Source organism: Fibrobacter sp. (assembly GCF_017551775.1).
Lineage (GTDB): Bacteria > Fibrobacterota > Fibrobacteria > Fibrobacterales > Fibrobacteraceae > Fibrobacter.
In genome coordinates this window covers 32,959-51,008 of the sequence record NZ_JAFZKX010000043.1, presented here as the reverse complement: position 1 = coordinate 51,008, position 18,050 = coordinate 32,959, and the positions used below count along the sequence as shown (strand labels likewise).

Annotated in this window: 12 protein-coding genes; 5 read left to right on the top strand and 7 right to left on the bottom strand. The window is 50.7% G+C overall.

Annotation, left to right across the window (positions count from 1 at the left end):
- The 3 genes from IK012_RS05450 to IK012_RS05440 are packed head-to-tail and all read right to left on the bottom strand — an operon-like array spanning window position 1 to window position 5,967.
- A complete protein-coding gene (locus IK012_RS05450) occupies window positions 1-1,506 on the bottom strand; it encodes an FISUMP domain-containing protein (RefSeq protein WP_290951609.1) in 1,506 nt (501 codons plus the stop codon).
- A gap of 36 nt (window positions 1,507-1,542) precedes the next feature.
- Window positions 1,543-3,081, bottom strand: coding sequence for an FISUMP domain-containing protein (locus IK012_RS05445; protein ID WP_290951607.1), 1,539 nt, complete (start codon window positions 3,079-3,081; stop codon window positions 1,543-1,545).
- 54 nt (window positions 3,082-3,135) lie between these two features.
- A complete protein-coding gene (locus IK012_RS05440) occupies window positions 3,136-5,967 on the bottom strand; it encodes a TIGR02171 family protein (protein WP_290951605.1) in 2,832 nt (943 codons plus the stop codon).
- A 41-nt stretch (window positions 5,968-6,008) separates the two neighbouring features.
- On the opposite strand from IK012_RS05440, the gene IK012_RS05435 reads away from it, so the two are divergent.
- Window positions 6,009-7,946, top strand: coding sequence for an alginate lyase family protein (locus IK012_RS05435; RefSeq protein ID WP_290951603.1), 1,938 nt, complete (start codon window positions 6,009-6,011; stop codon window positions 7,944-7,946).
- Here IK012_RS05435 and IK012_RS05430 read toward each other — a convergent pair.
- Window positions 7,933-9,297 carry an O-antigen ligase gene (locus IK012_RS05430; protein ID WP_290951601.1) on the bottom strand — a complete coding sequence of 455 codons (1,365 nt, stop codon included), beginning with the start codon at window positions 9,295-9,297 and terminating at the stop codon, window positions 7,933-7,935. The genes IK012_RS05435 and IK012_RS05430 overlap by 14 nt on opposite strands.
- Before the next feature lie 96 nt (window positions 9,298-9,393).
- Between IK012_RS05430 and glf the strand changes: the two genes are divergently transcribed.
- The 4 genes from glf to IK012_RS05410 are packed head-to-tail and all read left to right on the top strand — an operon-like array spanning window position 9,394 to window position 13,591.
- Complete coding sequence (gene glf / locus IK012_RS05425) at window positions 9,394-10,515, top strand: UDP-galactopyranose mutase (RefSeq protein WP_290951598.1); 1,122 nt, start codon at window positions 9,394-9,396, stop codon at window positions 10,513-10,515.
- Window positions 10,516-10,532: 17 nt separating this feature from the next.
- Window positions 10,533-11,543, top strand: coding sequence for a glycosyltransferase (locus tag IK012_RS05420; protein WP_290951595.1), 1,011 nt, complete (start codon window positions 10,533-10,535; stop codon window positions 11,541-11,543).
- A 3-nt stretch (window positions 11,544-11,546) separates the two neighbouring features.
- Window positions 11,547-12,722 carry a glycosyltransferase family 4 protein gene (locus IK012_RS05415; protein ID WP_290951592.1) on the top strand — a complete coding sequence of 392 codons (1,176 nt, stop codon included), beginning with the start codon at window positions 11,547-11,549 and terminating at the stop codon, window positions 12,720-12,722.
- On the top strand, window positions 12,722-13,591 hold the full coding sequence (locus IK012_RS05410; protein ID WP_290951589.1) for a glycosyltransferase family 2 protein: 870 nt from the start codon (window positions 12,722-12,724) through the stop codon (window positions 13,589-13,591). The genes IK012_RS05415 and IK012_RS05410 overlap by 1 nt, the downstream gene beginning before the upstream one ends.
- A gap of 49 nt (window positions 13,592-13,640) precedes the next feature.
- On the opposite strand, the gene IK012_RS05405 is transcribed toward IK012_RS05410, so the two are convergent.
- From IK012_RS05405 to IK012_RS05395, 3 genes are all read right to left on the bottom strand, one after another.
- Window positions 13,641-15,302 (bottom strand): CotH kinase family protein, encoded by a 1,662-nt coding sequence (locus IK012_RS05405; RefSeq protein WP_290951586.1) that lies wholly within the window; start codon window positions 15,300-15,302, stop codon window positions 13,641-13,643.
- Between the two features lie 228 nt (window positions 15,303-15,530).
- Window positions 15,531-16,754 carry a glycosyltransferase family 4 protein gene (locus IK012_RS05400; protein ID WP_290951583.1) on the bottom strand — a complete coding sequence of 408 codons (1,224 nt, stop codon included), beginning with the start codon at window positions 16,752-16,754 and terminating at the stop codon, window positions 15,531-15,533.
- On the bottom strand, window positions 16,735-18,048 hold the full coding sequence (locus IK012_RS05395) for a nucleotide sugar dehydrogenase (protein ID WP_290951580.1): 1,314 nt from the start codon (window positions 18,046-18,048) through the stop codon (window positions 16,735-16,737). The genes IK012_RS05400 and IK012_RS05395 overlap by 20 nt, the downstream gene beginning before the upstream one ends.
- Window positions 18,049-18,050 lie beyond the last annotated feature (2 nt).

The following is an 18,050-nucleotide window of genomic DNA, read 5'->3' as shown; positions in this document are numbered from 1 at the left end:
CTAGTCCTTTATGCAGCGGACAGCCAAAAATCCATTTTTGAAAGATGTCGTGGCACCAACTGTTTCAAAGTCATAAGCTTCCACCTTTACCTTCGGATCTCCACACGCAGGAGCCTTGCATATATTTGTGGTCCAAAACATCGCATAGCAAGACACAACATTTTTATTTCTATACCTATCGTAAATGCGACAACTCGTTGGCAGTCCATTGAAACCAAATCGATCTTTTCCACCCCATTCCACCGACTTCAACATAAAATTGTCATATTCCGGCCCTTCAGTATCATATCCCTCATACACAGAATTCGGATAGGTCATACCTTCCAATATTTCCCATTCTTCAAGGCTTGGAACATGCCAACCAGTCGGGCACACGCCCTGAACCGGAAATGTCGGCGAACAAACCACGCCATTACCACATCCTTTGCCATCGGTAGAATACAAACCTGCGCTGTCCATCATGGCGCTCCATAAATAATGTCGCCCGTACTTTTCGCAGTTTTCAAGAGAATCATGGTAACAAACACTGCTTGAATCTAGAGAATCCGTTTTCTGCAAATAACGGAACTTGAGGTTTTCCGCCATCCACCACTGCTCTCCAATTTTCACGGTCTTGTAGACTCGACCGTCACGTTCATCCGTCAAAGTCCCATACTCGCAATTGTCTTCTTTCGAATTCATCCTGCAACGTTTCGCCATATGAGTGCTCGTATCTGCGCAGGGAAGACTATTTAACCGCGACAAATCCGGTTCCTGAAGAGTCTCCGAAGAATCCTTAACGCAACGTACACTATTTAATTCCGAAGAGACTCCAACGGCGGCATGGCCATAAAAATGGTCTATTTTCAGAACTAATTGGCCATGCACATCCTCATCAGCTACAGGATCATAACCAACACCTTCACTTGAACTCCAGAATATGCTCATCAGTTCAGGATCTCCCACAGGATATTTTATTAGCGCAACCGCCGAAAAGCCGTAATCATCCGTATTCTTTCCACAAGTTTCACAATAAGATGGTTTATTCGAAGAAAGAACTCGACCTGCATTAGAACGAGCCCCTCCCACCATGTCAATCAAGGCGTCAAACTCCTTTTTTGAAGGCAAGTGCCATCCCCTAGGGCACGCTGTCAAGGCGTCTTTTATCCTGTACGATAGGCCACTCCTGATGTAGTAATCGTCATCACGACAATATCTAAAAGATGCTCCGTAATTCAGGTTTTCGGCCATCCACCACTGGCTACCGATTTTCACAGTCTTGTAGACCTGGCCATCGCGCTCATCCACCAAGGAGCCGTATTCACAGTTGTCCTCGGCATCCGTCTTGCAGGGCGGCACAACTTCTATCGGTTGCTCACTTGAGCTTTCTATTCCAGCGCTGCTCGAGGAACTTTCTATCTCCTGAGCAATTCCAGATTCATCCGCATATTCCAACACGCTATTGCTACAGGCGGCAACAAAGCATAATGCAAATAGCAAAGCGGTTATACGTGGCGCATTTTTCATAGAACCATCTCCTGCAAAAATTTCTCTATACAAGCATCAATCCTTTATGCAGCGAACCGAGAACGCATTATTCTTATCAAGATCTCCCAGTCCATAATCATCTTGCACAATGAGCGACCATACAAGTTCGAACCATTCAGTACTTCCGTCATCAGCATTGGTACTAGAGCTGCTTTCTACAGTAGAACTCCAGAACCCCGTCATATTAGCCCTATAAGCAGAAAAGTAACTGTCCCAGACCCCAGCAGGAAGAATTTCAAAGCCGAATCGGTCCTGCTCACTGTGCTGATGCCTCCATTCCGTAGAGTCTATCCATTCCACCGATCTCATCATAAAACCACCATAGTCATCTTCCGAAGAATACTCAGTCGGATAAACAGGTTTAGTCTTAACATTGAGGGTACGCCATTCTTCTTTGCTCGGAATATGCCAACCTTCAGGGCACACTCCCCGTACCGGATAAACTGGCGTGCAACCCGCATCCATTCCGCATCCCTTGCCGTTATCCGAAAACAACGCTGCACTGTCCATCGCTGCGCTCCACAAATACAACCGGCCATATTTTTCACAATATTCAAGGGAATCGTTGAAACAGAAACTACTGGAATCAAGAGTTCCGTCTTTGGGCGGATAACGGAAATTGAGGTTTTCAGCCATCCACCATTGTTCGCTTATTTTCACCGTCTTGTACACCTGCCCGTCACGTCCATCTGTCAAGGAGCCATATTCGCAAAGGTCCTCCTTTGAATTCTTGCAACGTGTGGCTATATCTTTTGATGTTTCGCTCGAAAGAACGGGTTGCCCGCTGGAACTCACTATTTTCGAACTACTTGAAGACCTAGATCCATTCGGATTCTCGGAATCATCCATAACACAACGAACAGAATAATCCATTACATCATATTCAAAATCGTTAATATGCGCTTTGGGGGAATACGTATAATGACTCATCAAGCAAAAAAAGAAATAATCCTCATCATAATAATTTGAATCAATAAGAGTATCTATATATGCTGTAGAAGTCCAGAAGCATTTTTTTTCATAAAGTTCATCTTCAAAAAAAGTCTTTACATTAAAAGCGGAAAAACCATATTCATCTGTTCCCGCAAACATGCCATTACGGGAAGAGTCCCGCGTGCTAAGTTTCTGCCCCGCTACAGAATCTCCACCCACCGAGGCAAACAGAATTTCGACTTCTTGTTTTGACGGCAAATGCCAACCTGCAGGGCAAGCATTTTGCGCACTCTTCCAATAATAAAGGGGACCCCTGTAATTTAAGTTTTCGGCCATCCACCACTGGTCACCGATTTTCACGGTCTTGTAGACCTGGCCATCGCGTTCATCCACCAAGGAGCCGTATTCGCAATTATCCTCGTTCTCCGTTTTACAGGGCGGCACAATTTCAACATGCTGCCCACTGGAGCTTTCCATTCCATCGCTACTCGATGAGCTTTCTATGTCCAGAGCATTTTTCCCGAATTCATCCGCATATTCGGACACGCTGTTGCTGCAGGCGGCAACAAGGCCAAGTGCCAAAAGCACCAAAAGTATCGCAAATACCTTTTTCTTTTCCATAGCATCGCCTCGACAACCACTGCCTATAATATATACAGAAATCCGTCAGGACCACTATTCACCAAAATCAATATTCAAGGTTTTGATGAGAGAATCGATGCGGGCGGTCAACACAGCCGCTCCTGAACGACTCAAATGGCTATAATCGTTAGCCAAGTTGTCGCCATAGTCATGATTTCCCATCTTGTTTTCATCCATCAGAATGAAATTCGGGTACGTCTCATGCAATTCAGCCAATTCCTGGATAAGGGCCGGGGCTTCGCTCCTCCTGAGTCCCGCATACCCGTATGCACCGGTTTCTGCATACCTCGGATTTGTCGGGAAAATCACCCCTATCACATAGATATTCCTCTTTTTGCAAGTCTTGAGCAATTCAACGAACAGGTCAAAATTCGAGCGGTAAATAGACTCCCTTTTATCCATCCAGCAGGAATCCCCCGTAATCACCGGATCGCCCCACCCGTGAGAAGCGGTACTGTGGAAGCCCTTCGCCGGTCTTAATTTTTTCGCCATCTCCTGCGAGCCCGGGGAATCATATGTCATCGAAGCCAATTTCGGCGGGAATGAATCTTTCCAGAAGTTATGATTCATGTCATACACATATCCCGGATAAGACTTGTAGGCCTCATGGAAAATATTGTTGCTGTTATCTCCGGTATTGGCGCCTCTATCCAAATCAATCGAAATGACGACGGCCTTCAGGTTCTTGCAATGGGGCAACACGTAATTATAGAACAAGAAACTGTGTGCATCGATAACCGTCGCGGCGATTGCCATGTTTACCGCAAAAACGGGTTTGCGAAATTCATTTGGATTCACGCCGCGCAATGCTCTCGACGAGCCCAGAACAGCCACATTAATAGAATCCCGATATTGCCACAGCAATTCCATCTTATAGCGGTAATAGATATCATTCGTGCTCGCACCCGAAGAATTGTAATAGATTTCCGCGCTATCGGGATCAAGGACAAATTCGGTGCTGCCCGTATCGACAGGAGCGGAGTTCGCCTTTTTCACCCAAAGACACGGATGCCAGAGTTCCGCGCCCGAAACCAGTTTCAAGACGCTGCTGTCGGAAGGGCTCACGAGCACGATTTTCGTATGCGCGCCGGCGCTGTTCGCAAGCGTCGCCACAATATTGGAGGTCTCGCCATCGCCCGCCCATTCGCTATGGTCAAACGTGTAGCCAGCGGGAGCCTTGAGCGTCTGCACCAGATTTCCGCTACTGTCGGCAACGAGGATGCGTTCATGTGTGGCGTAGCTTTCGCCAGCGAATTTACGGCCCAGTTTTCCACCGAAATCAAGGAACGCCGTACGTTTGGAACCATCCTGGGCAAGCGATGCATTGCAGGCCTGTGCACTGTCGTACCAGACAGCATCGCGGGCATCCTGCTCAAGCGTAGAACCAGAATTTGCAATGCGGGCGCGAAGCAGCCGCGCTCCCGTAACGGCGAGCGTATTGTCCTCGCTGATACCACCGTGGAAAGCACCGTCGAAGAGTTTTTTCGGCGCACCGAACTTGCCGCCAGCAAATTTCACCTGCCAGGTAGAAGTACTTTTGAACGCGGCATCATCCTTGTTGTTGCCCGCATCGGTCACGTAAACAATCACGGTATCGCCGTCCCCGAGCACGCGCCAGCGCGGGATGGCAGCGCTCTCGACATCGAGTTTCACAAGATTGGAGCCTTCCTTATTCAGGTTGCGCACGTAAAGCTCGGACTTGCCGGCAACACCTTCGGGCTTGGTGCAGAAGGCAACCCACATCCCGTCAGGAGAAACATCTGGGTGGAAGACCTCCATGTCGTCTTCAATTTCGGTTACGGACAAATTCACTTCGTTGTAGTCTATATAGGCGAGGTTCCCGCTGATATCGTTGCGGAAAACGAGAATCATTTTGAAAGACCCAGTAAGCGCCTTCAGCGACGCCGCGCTCGCAAGCGGCGTGACTATACTGCTCACCACTCTCCCGTCGGTACCAAGCCAAACCGGGTTCGGGATAAATCCGAAAGCAAGCCTGAATCCCAAGCGTTCAGCGCGGGTCGAAGCCACCACGGTGTATTCGTCCCCGCGGGCAACGACATTCATTTCGGAAGCCCTGTCGGAGAAATAGCCGCCCTTCAGCACGCGTTCCCCAAGGGCGCCCCCGTCAGGCGCTCCGACGTAGTTCGTGACTATCGTATCGCAAAAACCGCCGGCCCAGTCATTCACCCATTCCTTCACGTTACCCGCGAGGTCGCAGAATCCGAGGGAATCCGCACCCGCACTACAGACTGCATGCGCACGGTATTCCGAATTGTCCGCATTCCAGCTTCTGTTTTCAGGATCCCAACCTTGCGATGCCGCAAACACCCATTCCGCCTCCGTCGGCAGACGGTACGCAACAACCTCAGGATGAAACGAGAAACCTTCCAAATTCGTGCAGTGTCCTTCGGTGTCGTATACCGCATTGCTGTAAGTATAGGCCGTATCGCGTCTTTCGAACTTGCCCTTGGCATTCGCAAAAAGCACTGCATCATAGTAAGTAACATTGGAGAGCGGCAGGCTGTCGCTTTCGCACGTCCCGAAATCCTTAAGGCCAGTCTTCTTCGCTAGTTCGCGGTATTCCCCGCAGGTCACCTCATGTACATCGAGATTGAAATCGTAGTCCAAAACAACCTTCATGGCAGGACGTTCCGAAGGTCTGTACTTGTCGTCGTCAGTACCGAGCGTCACCGTTCCGCCATGAACAAGAATCATTCCCTCTATTTCGGGCAAGTTCTCAAAAGCGCTAAAACCAGACGACTCGCTTGATTCTGGCGACTCTTCATCATACGGAATCGGCGTCTCGCTGTTACTACAAGCGAAAAAAAGCACTGAAAACATTGACACCGCAAGCAAGAACCTCATTTAAGACTCCTTTTCATCCAAAAGTAATATATATTTATTACGTGAGCATATCCTGGTATATAAAAAGACTGCAAACATTCTCGGCGGGGGAAGTTTTCTACCGCATTCGTCAAAGGTTCCGTACGCATGTGCTGGACTGGATCAAGCTCGACGAGAGCGATTTCACGCATTCAAAGCCAGACTGCTCAATTGTCTCGGATTCTAACGCCCACAGTTTCTATCCGATTTTCGAATCCAGCGTGGATATATTCAAGGATATAGACTGGCATCTGGACGTATCGACGGGCAAGCATTTTCCCAAAACATTTTCGCACAAGATTGACATCCGCAGCGACAAATACGGAAGCGCGAAGCACGTGTGGGAAGTAAACCGCCAGCAGTTCTTATTGCATATCGCATGGCTGTACAAGACTACGGGCCAGCACAAGTATCTGGTACTTTACTGCCATCACCTCGGAATGTGGAGGGATGCAAACCCTTATCTGGTCGGAGTCAACTGGTACAGCAACATAGAAGTAAACCTGCGCCTGATAAACTGGTTCTTCGGATGGGAAGTCCTGGACATAGACAACCTCCGCAAGAAAGACCCGATTGTAGAAGAATTTATTGTCGAAATCTGGACGCCCCTTATTTGCGACCATGCGGATTTTTCGTATAACCATCCGTCTTTTTATTCTTCGGCGAACAACCACCTAGTCGCAGAATACGCCGGACTGTTTGTCGCGGCATGCAAGTGGCAAATTCCACACCAGAAGGCGCGACTGGATTATGCGCGCAAAGGGCTCGAACGCGAAATCCTCAAGCAGAATACGCCCGAGGGCGTGAACCGCGAAGAGGCCGCGGAATACATCCAGTTCATCGACGACTTCTTCTTGATTGCTGCGGTCGCAGGTCGCCGCTACGGAATTAAATTTTCCGACGCATACAATAAACGACTTCATGCCATGGCCGAATACATGAACGCCATGCTGGACATGAACTGCAATTACCCGATGTACGGTGACGGCGACGACGGGTTCGTGCTGCGTCCCGATGCGGGCGGGCATTTCAACAACTTCAAGTCGCTGCTCGTTTCTTTCGCGACATACTTCGGCGATTCCTCGTTCAAGCGCGCGGGCCTTGCCTGGGACGAAAAGAACGAAATCCTCTTCGGTAAGGAAGGCCGCAGACAATTCGAGGCTCTGCCCACTGCTCCCGCCGTTCGGGACAAGAACAAATTCTTCGCGGAAAGCGGACACTTTATTTTCCGGAAGGTGGAAACCATCACCACGACAGATGTCGGGGCAAACAACGGACGGGGTTCTACCGGCACCGCGGTTCACGAAACATACATGCATTTCGATGCCGCGCCGCTGGGCTACCTGAGCATCGCCGCGCACGGGCATGCCGACGCGCTCTCGTTCATACTGCATGTGGACGGAAATCCCGTAATCGTAGATCCGGGCACGTTCACCTACCACACCCACAGGGAACTCAGGAATTACTTTGTCAGCACCCTCGCGCACAATACGGTATGCGTAAACGGCAAGAACCAGGCCGAACAGGCGGGCCCGACGCTGTGGCTCAAGCACTACAAGGCGAAGGTCATCTCTTGCGACAAGGCGCAGGGCGTTGTCGAGGCGACCCATGACGGGTACGCTTCCGAAGGCGTTTCTCATACGCGCCGCGTAGAATTCAACCGCGATGCCGAAGAGTTCGTCATTACCGACACTCTGCGCTGCGACCGCAAATCATCCCTCGAGATTCCGTTCCATCTGCATCCGTCGGCGACAGTGACGTTGGACGGCGCGGCAGCGGAAATCTCCGTACCGGGAAGCCGCCGCGTGGCCATGGAATTCGACCAGAAGCTCGCTTACGAAATTCGGGAAAACGGCTGGTATTCGGAACACTTCGGCGAGAAGGTTCCGGCGAAATACCTTTACGCGAAAACAGACGGTGAAGGAACCGTCGAATTCGTGACCAAGATTAAGGTGCTGTAGGCTCCTCTTCTATTTGCTCCATTTCGGCATGCTCCAATTCCGGGTTGTCCTCGGATTTTTCAGAGTCGTCGCCTTCCCTGTAGAGCGCACCCAGGAGCAGCCCATCCAGCAAGAAGGCGAAAGCCGTATTGTTGCCGATATGCCCGGATAGCGTGAAGAAGAGCGTGCTTATGAAAACCATGTGATAGCCGACTGGGGCTGTCCAATAGGTTTTCCGGCGCCTAAAGAACAGCATGAACAGGCACAGGGCGTAAAAATAGTACGCGGCGAGCCCGATAAACCCGTAGTCAATGAGGGAACGGAACACGATGGATTCGAGCCCTCCGATAGAGGCGTCGTTTATGGGGCGCCCCTCGTCATCGTAGTCGAATACGTTTTTCGTGTACCCCGTCCCGTTTCCGACTATGGGACTTTGCTGTATCTGGAACAAGGTGAACAACATCTGCTGTTCGCGCAAAGACAAGGAACTGCCCTTGCTTTGCTGGGAAAACTCTTCGATAGCGGTATTTATGTACGCGACCGCGGCAAAAAAACATATCCCGGCGCAGGCGAATTTCAGGACGACGGACTTGTTCTGGAGGAAAATCAGGAGCAATCCGAGGCCCGCGCAAAGCATGCCCGTTCTTGAACCGCAAAGGAACAGGTTTATCGCGAGCAAGGCATAAAGGGCGAGAAGCTTGTTCTTTTCGATATAGCCGCGGTTCCAAATCGAGACGAAAAAGAGCGTCAGGCAACACAGCAGCGTACCGTATGCAGTCGGGTGCGCCGTAGTGACCATCGCCCTGATTCTGTATTCCTGGATACAGCTGATGATGCTGTCCAGCGAGTAGTACCCGCTATAGATGGGAAACGCGCGGCAGATGTAGGTATAAGGGTAGTTTCCCTGCAAGAGTATTTCGAGAATGCCCAGAACGCAGATGCCCGCCGTGAACAGGAACAGCCCTTTGGTGATAGAGGCGACGCTTATCCTTCTCGTGGTGATGAATGCGGCGAACAAATAACCGTACAGTTCGATAAATTCTCGCGTACAGGCATAAAACTGCTTGACCTTGAAGCCATCGTTGAAATATACAGACGCGAAATGGCACAAGAGAATCAAGAGCAGCGGGATTTTTAGCGGGAACGCCTTGAGGTCGTCCCAAAAATATTCGCGGTCCTTCATGAACGCAACCACGAGGAATCCGTAAAGGAACATATCCTGCGGCCTAAGCGTGGGGGACTTCAAAAAACTGATTCCGAGAGGGAAAACGACTATGCCGACAAATAATGCCAAAAAGCGAGCTTTCGACGACCCGATGACCATGATGGTCAAAAGTGAGAAAAGGATGACGTAGACGATCGCAGTTGACATACAGGCTGTTTTTTCTTTAAATATAGGAAGTTTTTGATGATGGACAGAAAGACAATAATTAAATTTTATATCAAAACCACGAATCCCTTATTTGGTATGGAAAAGAAGTACGATTTCTTGATTGTTGGCTCAGGCCTTTTCGGTGCGACATTCGCCTATCGGGCAAAGAAGGCGGGAAAATCGTGCCTGGTAATAGACAAGCGCGCCCACCTGGGCGGAAACGTCTATTGCGAAAATACGGAAGGGGTCAACGTCCACAAGTACGGCGCACATATTTTCCATACGTCCAACAAGGCGGTATGGGATTTCGTGAATTCGATTGTCGAATTCAACCGTTATACGAACAGCCCCGTGGCCAACTACAAGGGCAAACTTTACAACCTGCCTTTCAACATGAACACGTTCTACCAGATGTGGGGCGTGAAGACTCCGGAAGAGGCCCGCGCAAAAATCGAGGAGCAGAAGGCGGAAGCCGTCGCTTCGCTGAACGGTCGCGAACCCGCCAACCTGGAAGAGCAGGCGCTTACGCTCGTGGGCAAGGACATTTTCGAAAAACTTATCAAGGGCTATACCGAAAAGCAATGGGGACGCAAGTGCGAGGATTTGCCCGCCTTCATCATAAAGCGTCTCCCGGTGCGCCTGGCTTTCGACAACAACTATTTCAACGACAGCTATCAGGGCATCCCCATCGGCGGATACAACAAGCTGATAAACGGATTGCTGGACGGCATCGAGACCCGAGTGAACGTGGACTTCTTCGAAGACAGGGAACGCCTGGAATCCATCGCGGACAAGATTGTCTTTACGGGAAAGCTCGACGAATTTTACGGATACCGTTTCGGCAAACTGGAATACCGCACGGTCCGTTTCGAAACGGAAATCCTCGACATGCCGAACTACCAGGGCAACGCCGTGGTGAACTACACCGAGCGCGAAGTCCCCTACACCCGCATCATCGAGCACAAGCATTTCGAAATGTTCGGCCAGGCCGTCTATGACTGCCCCAAGACCGTCGTTTCCAAGGAGTTTTCTACGGAATGGACCGAGGGCATGGAACCCTACTATCCCGTGAACGATTCCCGCAACAACGAACTCGCCGAAAAATACAGGCAATTGGCCCGCGCCGAAAAGAACGTCATCTTTGGCGGGCGCCTGGCCGAGTACAAATATTACGACATGGCTCCGATTATCGAGCGTGTCCTCGAAATGAACATCTAGAATCCTGGAATTTGACCATGGAAAAATTGCTGACCCTCATCATACCCACGTACAACATGGAAAGGTACTTGAAAAAATGCCTGGATTCGCTTCTTGTCGCAAGGAATCTGGACAGCCTCGAAGTGCTGGTGGTAAATGACGGCAGCAAGGACGCGTCTTCGGCCATAGCGCACGAATACAGCGAAAAGTATCCGCAGTCCATCCGCGTTATCGACAAGGAAAACGGCAACTACGGCTCCTGTATCAACAGGGGTGTCGCCGAAGGCTGCGGAAAGTACGTGAAAATCCTGGATGCCGACGACCACTTCGATACGCAAGTCCTCGACGAAGTTCTGGAGCAAATGAAAACGGTCAATGCGGACCTGTTCCTGACCGATACCGTCCAGATTCACGAAGACGGCTCATTCGTCTTGAAGAACGACTTTTCCATCCCGCCGATGCAGGTGGTAAATTTTGCCGACCATTCCAAGGTCGACGAAATGCCCATGCACTGCATCGCGTACAAGCTGGAAAATGTCCGCAAACTGGGCTACAAGCAGACGGAAGGAATTTCGTACACGGATACGGAATGGGCGTTCTTCCCGATGGAATCGGTGACGACCTGCTTCTACTTCCCGAAGGTGCTATACCGCTACCTCATCGGACGCGCCGGCCAGACCATGGCTCCCGAGGTTTACAAGCGCGGTCGCAGCCAGGAACTGATTATCACCAAGCGCATGGTGGAATTCTGGGACGCCCACCAGAACCTCTCCGTCCAGGGATATTTCGACCAATACCTGCTGCACCGCCTTCGCCGCATCTACATGCAGAACCTAGTCCGGAACGAAGAAGGCGATAACGATTTCCTGATAGAGATGGACAAGTTCATCAAGGAACATTCCGGCAAGCTCTATGCGCTTCTGGACGGATGCCTCTATGGACGCCGCGAAAAGATTCCGTTCATTCGCGATTGGCGCAAGAAATACAAACCGACGCTGAAATTCCGCCTGTGCGTGAAACTGCACAAGATTATGGGCAACCAGAAGTAGAATATGAAGGTCGCATACATCAGTAACCTGCCTTTTGCGGATGCGGACTTTCCGCTCGTTCGCGAGATGCAGCGGCAGGGTATCGATGTTTACTTTTTCATTTACGTCTCGATTTACAGCCACCGCGCGACGCTCATAGACATTCCCGAAGTCTACAAGAAGCAGGGGATTTTCCCGGCGACGGTCTACGAGGAATTCAAGGCGTACGAAGGCTACATGGACATGTCCAAGGTCTTCGTGATCAATAGCCTGCACCAGTCCGATTTCCATCCGGCGAATATCCGCACCATGCTGTCGCTGGTACGCAAAATCAAGAAGCTGGGAGCCGATGTCGTGAACATCACCTGGCCCCCGCGCCGCAACAAGATGCTCCTGTACCTATTGCGGAAAAAGCTGGTGTTTACCCTGCACGACCCGTTCCCGCATTCCGCAAAGAACAATCGCGAATTCGAATTCTGCCGCAAACTGGCGTTCAAGTGGATTCCGAAAATCATCTTGCTGAACGACGCCCAAACGGAAAAATTCTGCGAGGTCTACAAGTTCCCGCGGAACAGGCTTTTCCATGCGCGGCTCGGGAAATACGACTGCATCAATTACCTTTCCGAACATCTTGGTTCCGCCGAAGAATTGCCAGAACAACTGCGCGGCCAGAAGTACATCCTGTTCTTCGGACTGATCGCCCCCTACAAGGGTGTCGAATACCTGTTGCAGGCCTTCAAAAAAATGCAACAGGATTATCCCGATGTAAAATTGCTAATCGCAGGCTCCGGCAAACTGTATTTCGACGAATCCCTGTACAAGGGGAATGCGAACGTAATCCTGATGAACCGCTATATTCCCCTGGCGCAACTGGCTGGCCTGTTGAAGAACGCCCTGTTCACGGTCTGCCCCTACAAGGACGCCACGCAGAGCGGCGTGGTGCAGACTGCATTTTCGATGGGCACCCCGATTGTCGCTTCGGATGTGGGAAACTTTGCCGTCGCGATCGAAGACGGGAAATCCGGCGTGATAGTCCCGCCCTGCGACGCCGACGCCTTGGCCCGCGCCATGGCCGAACTTGTCGGGCACCCAGAACGGCTGGAAATGTTCCGGAAGTATATCGCCGGCGAATGGCTCGAAAAGAACGGCTGGGAAGAAGTGGCGAAACAGTACCTGAACTGCTACGAGGCTAGAGTATAATGAAGTTCTCGTTTGTCATCTTGCATTACAACGCCCTGCCCGATACCATCGAATGCATCGATTCGATAAAAAAGTGCGTCGGGCCAGACTGCGGCATAGTGGTTGTCGACAACAAGTCCCCGAACGGGACCGGCGTAGAACTCGACGCGAAGTACCGCGACGACGCGCAAGTGACCGTCATCCTGAATCCCGAAAACGAAGGATTCGCCCGCGGGAACAATGTCGGATTCCGTTACGCGAAGGATCATCAAGACCCCGACTTTATCGTGATGCTCAACAACGACACCCTGATTTTGCAGGACGATTTTACTGCCCGCGTAGAAAAGGAATACGAACAAAGCCATTTCGCCGTCTTGGGGCCCATCATCAAGACGCCGCACAAGCCCTACAGTTCCAATCCGGGCCCTTCAAAACTGCCTTCGGAAAACTGGTACAAGAAATACGTGCGCAAGGTTTCGTTCAAACTGTTCCTGAACAGGATTTTCGGATTAGATGCCGCTTATGAATGGCTCCTGCGCAAGCTACTCGGGAAAAAGGACAAGAAGTTCGACGAATCCCTGCTGGAACGTCGCGCAGAAAACGTGCTTTTGCACGGGAGTTTCCTGATTTTCTCGCGAGACTACATTTCAAAATTTGACGGCTTAAACGACAGGACGTTCCTGTACCACGAAGAACGCCTGCTGTTCCTGCGCCTGCTGCAGAACGGCATGAAATCCGTCTTTACGCCGGATATCGAGATTTTCCACAAGGAAGATGCCGCGACGAAGACCGTTTCGACAAAAAGCCGCCTGAAGCGCCGTTTCCAATACAAACATTACATCAATTCGGCAAAAGTCATGCTGGATGTAATGCGGAATGGTGAAAAGTAGTCTATATAAAATTGAAATATTTCGAGGAGTAACGGCGGCAAAGACCGGATTACCGGAATACCGCCTCATATTTTGCGCCGCCCTTAGGCGACACCAGGCGGGGATTTTCCTTGCTCCCATCCGTCCATTCGACAAAGACGCTCCCTCCTTTAGGAGCTGCGGAAAGGAGCATGTCGTTCCCTTCGAAGAACCGGCCCGTATAAACCTTTTCCGGCAGTTTCATTCCATCCAAAAGGACGTCCCCGTTTCCCTGCGCGGCAATCGTCACTGAAATGTCCTTGCCCAATTTGAATTCCTCGCGATACTCCTCGCGAACTTTTTCGCTCCTACCCTGCGCAAAGGATTTCAGCGAAGCTCCCGTCTTGTCGAACTCATGTCCATTCCTGGGATATTTACGCATATCACGTTTTATTTCGGACTCCGGAATAGACGATACCATATCGTCCACAGCTTTCACCAGCCTGTCGTAAGTCAGGTAATAATCCAGCATAACGGAAGAATGGTTGATAAAAAGGCGTTTGAAATCGGGGTTCTTTACCAGTTTGTTGTAAATTTCGGCAAAACAGCGCTTTCCGTTGCAACGGGGTGCCCCACCACGTTTAATCCAACTAAACATATTGTGGTTATTCGCATCAAACCCCGAGGCAGGGCGGTCATAACCGAAGCCGTGGTCCAAATCAAAAAGGACGAACTTAAAAGGGTGATGCGGCGTCGCCCAGGCGCAAACATTGTTGTTGGGCCAATCACCATTATGGAAATAGATTTCTGCGGCCATGTAATCCGCATAATTTCCGACATCCATCATGGTCGAAACCTTCAAGTATGCGTCCTTTTTTGCAAAGTTGTTCTTATGGACGAAATCCAGCAGGTCCAAATAAGCATCCTTGGAGCCTCCGTTTGCCGTTACCGTTTCCCTCCATTGTTTCACCATGTCTACTATTTTGGAATCAATCTTGTAATTGGTTTCGACAAAGTGTTCGTTTAGGCGTTCCCGCAAATCATAGATTCCGAAATACTCCCCGTTAAAAAAGACAACCACCTGACGACTACGCTGGTAATCTACCCCGCTTCCTTCTAGAAGGCTCGAAAGTGCGGCATCTTCGATATAGTCGTAACCATAACGGTTCCCTCCGTTACGCAGGTTGAATCCCTTGAACTTGTTGTTTTCAGGCCTAGTCTTAAAAAGCGGATATTTCAGGCGGCCATCCTGATACCGTTCCTTCATTTTGATGGCCAGGGACCTTTTTTTATTGTTGCGGCTAGCATTGCCCATAATGGAAAGTCCCGCATCGATATGCCAGCTTGAGGTCTCCGACGAACTGCCGTTTTCAAAAAACTCCACATGTACCGGAAGTTCCCTGTCCTGCCAGAAATTAGCATTCTTGCACTGGTCCGTACAGGAATCTACACCCTTGCTATAATAACCTATTACGGAGTCAAACATGCTGACGGGATTGACACTTATGGCGACAACCGGCATGCGGACCGTTTCATGCATAAAGAACGTCCCTTCGGACTTGCACATGATTTCATCATCTACAAATTCAGCGCAACGTACAGCCGTATTCTTTTCGACAACATAAGGGAGAAGAAACCCCGGAGTTCTTGGCGTAGGTTCGGAACCGTCGAAAGTGCACCTGACCGTATCTCCGTATTGAGCGCTCGGCACAGGAATGGTCAATGCATTGTAAAAGCCCGAAGGCGGGAGCATTCCGGCGCATTCGGCGGACGTCTTTAGGCCCCAAACAGGAATACCTACGCTATCGGTAGAATAAGCAGGGTTAAAGGAACCCCAAAAATAATTTTCCGCGGAGACAAGAGACTCTCCCTCCACCGGAACAAGTTCACTATTGGAACACGCAACAGCAAAGAACGAAGCGAAAACAAAAACAGAAAAGAAAAATAATTTTTTCTTTTTTGTCTTCATAAACATTTTCGCTTACAGCTTCAACAATTTCTTGTACGCACCAATCAGTTTGGGCTTTTCAAAATCCCAGCAAAGTTCATTCACCACACGTTCGCGGCCGAAACGTCCCATTTCCGTCGCCTTCTCCGGATTTTCAATCAACCAGAGGATCTTTTCGGCAAAGTCATCCGTGTCGGTATTCTTCGCATAAAGCGAAGATTCCTGCGCAGAGAACTGTCCTTCCTTGAGCGTAAACTGCACAATCGGCTTCCCGAACGCCATGTATTCCATGATCTTGTTCATGGTAGACTTGTCGTTCATCTCGGAAGGCAAATCCGGATTCACGCACACGTCCGCGGTATTGAGCACATCGGCCAAGTATTCGTCCGAGACGCGGCCCGGGAATTCCACATAGTCCGTAAGGCCCATCTTTTCGTTCATCTGGCGCAATTCATCGAGAGCGGGGCCACCGCCCATAATGCAGAAACGGATATCGGTACGGTTCTTTTTGTGAACAAGGTAATCCACCGATTGCAACAGGAGGTCGATGCCTTCCTGCTTGCCCATCACGCCGATGTAACCGACAAGATGCTTGGCGCCCTTCTTGACTTCGGGCTTCGCGGGGCCCACCTTGAGCTTCGAGATATTCGGGCCGCTGCGCACGATGGTCACGTCTTCTTCGCACTTCCGCCCGCGACGCATGGCGATTTCCTTGTACGACTCGTTCGTCACAATCGCATGCTTCGCGAAATGGTACGTGAGGCGTTCCACCAGAAGCATCGCACGGTAGCCGAGTCCCTTCTTGCCGAATTTCGCAATCCAGAGTTCGGGATTGATATCGTGGTGGTCGAACAGGAACTTACAGCGGGTAAAGAAGTAGAACGGCGCAGCCGCAATGAAAATCAAGTCAGGCGGATTGCAGGCATGGATTACATCCTGTACGCCCTGCTTGCGGAACACCTTGAGCAAAAGCCGCGTCTCGTGATAGAGCGCGCCGAGGTATTCCTTGATGTACTCGATAGAACGGTTCGCCTCGGGAAGCGGATGGCGGTAAATCTTGATGCCGTCCAGTTCCTCGTATTCCAGCGGATAGTTATTTGTTTTCGGACAAATGACTGTAACTTCGGCTCCCGCTTCCTTCAAGGCAAGCGATTCCTGCCACACACGGCGGTCAAAAGGTACAGGAAGATTCTCAACTACAATGCAGACTTTTTTACCAGCGAGTTCCATAACGTTATTACCAGCAGAATCCTTCATAGTTCGGCAGAGTTTCCACAGTGGGATCCTTCAGGCGCACAAGGTCCAGGAAGTGGATTTCCGGATACTTGCGAATCAGGTCGGGTATTTCAGGATTCTTGACCGTCACAATGACAAGCGAAGTCTTGCTCACGACGCTTTCCACATCCTTGTCCAACAGCGGGAGCAGGTGCGGAATGCGCTTGTTGAGTTCGTTCAAGTTCGTTTCCTTCTCGCGCGCGATATTCAGGTAGCGGTCGTAAATGCGCAGCGTGCAGCCCTTGCCGAGTACCGCTTCCGCAAGGCGGATGGCCGCGGAGTTGCGGAGGTCATCCGTACCCGCCTTGAAGGTCAGGCCGACAATGCCCACGGAACGCACGCCAATCTGCTGCACGCGTTCGAGCACGCGATGAATGTGAAGGTTGTTACTGTTCTCGATGGAGCCGAGAATCGGAGTTTCCACCTGGTTCGATTCGGCGAGGAAGTTGAGCCCGCGCAAATCCTTCGGGAGGCACGAACCGCCATAGGCGAACCCGGGCTTGAAGTAATACGGGGAAATGTTCAACTGCGTATCCCTGCAGAACAGGTCCATCACCTGGTGGCTGTCGATATCGAGCTTCTTGCAGATGGCACCGATTTCGTTACCGAAGGCGACCTTGAGCGCATGGTAGGAGTTGTTGACAAACTTGATGATTTCGGCGACCTTCGGGTCGACTTCCACGACATCGCTCCCGAGTCCCAAATACATTTCCTTGAGCTTGTTGAGAGCCCTGCGGTTCCTGCTTCCGATAACCGTAATCGGCGGGTTCAAGAAGTCGGAGACCGCCATGCCTTCGCGCAAGAATTCCGGGTTCGAGACCACCGTGAAGTTGATGCCTTCGCGCTTGCCGGAAACCTTCTCAATCAGTTCGCTCACCGCGGCATTCGTTCCGGGAGGAACCGTACTGCGGATAACCACGATGTGGAACGTGGACTTCGAGCGGATAGCGCCGGCAATGGACTTCACCGCCGACATGAGGAACGAGGTATCCAGGCGTCCATCCGGAGCATTCGGCGTGCCGACGCACAGGAACGAAATTTCAGACTTGAGCACGGCCTCTTCGGCAGAAGACGTCGCCGAAATCAAGCCGGCCTTGAAACCTTCCTGCATGACTTCGTCGATATCGCGTTCGACTATAGTAGGAAGTCCCATGGCAACACGGGAAACCTTGTTAAAATCCACATCGCAGCCAATAACCCGATGACCGAGCTTTGCGAGACACGCGATGCCTACACATCCCACATAACCTAAACCGAACACGCTGATAGAAGCCATAA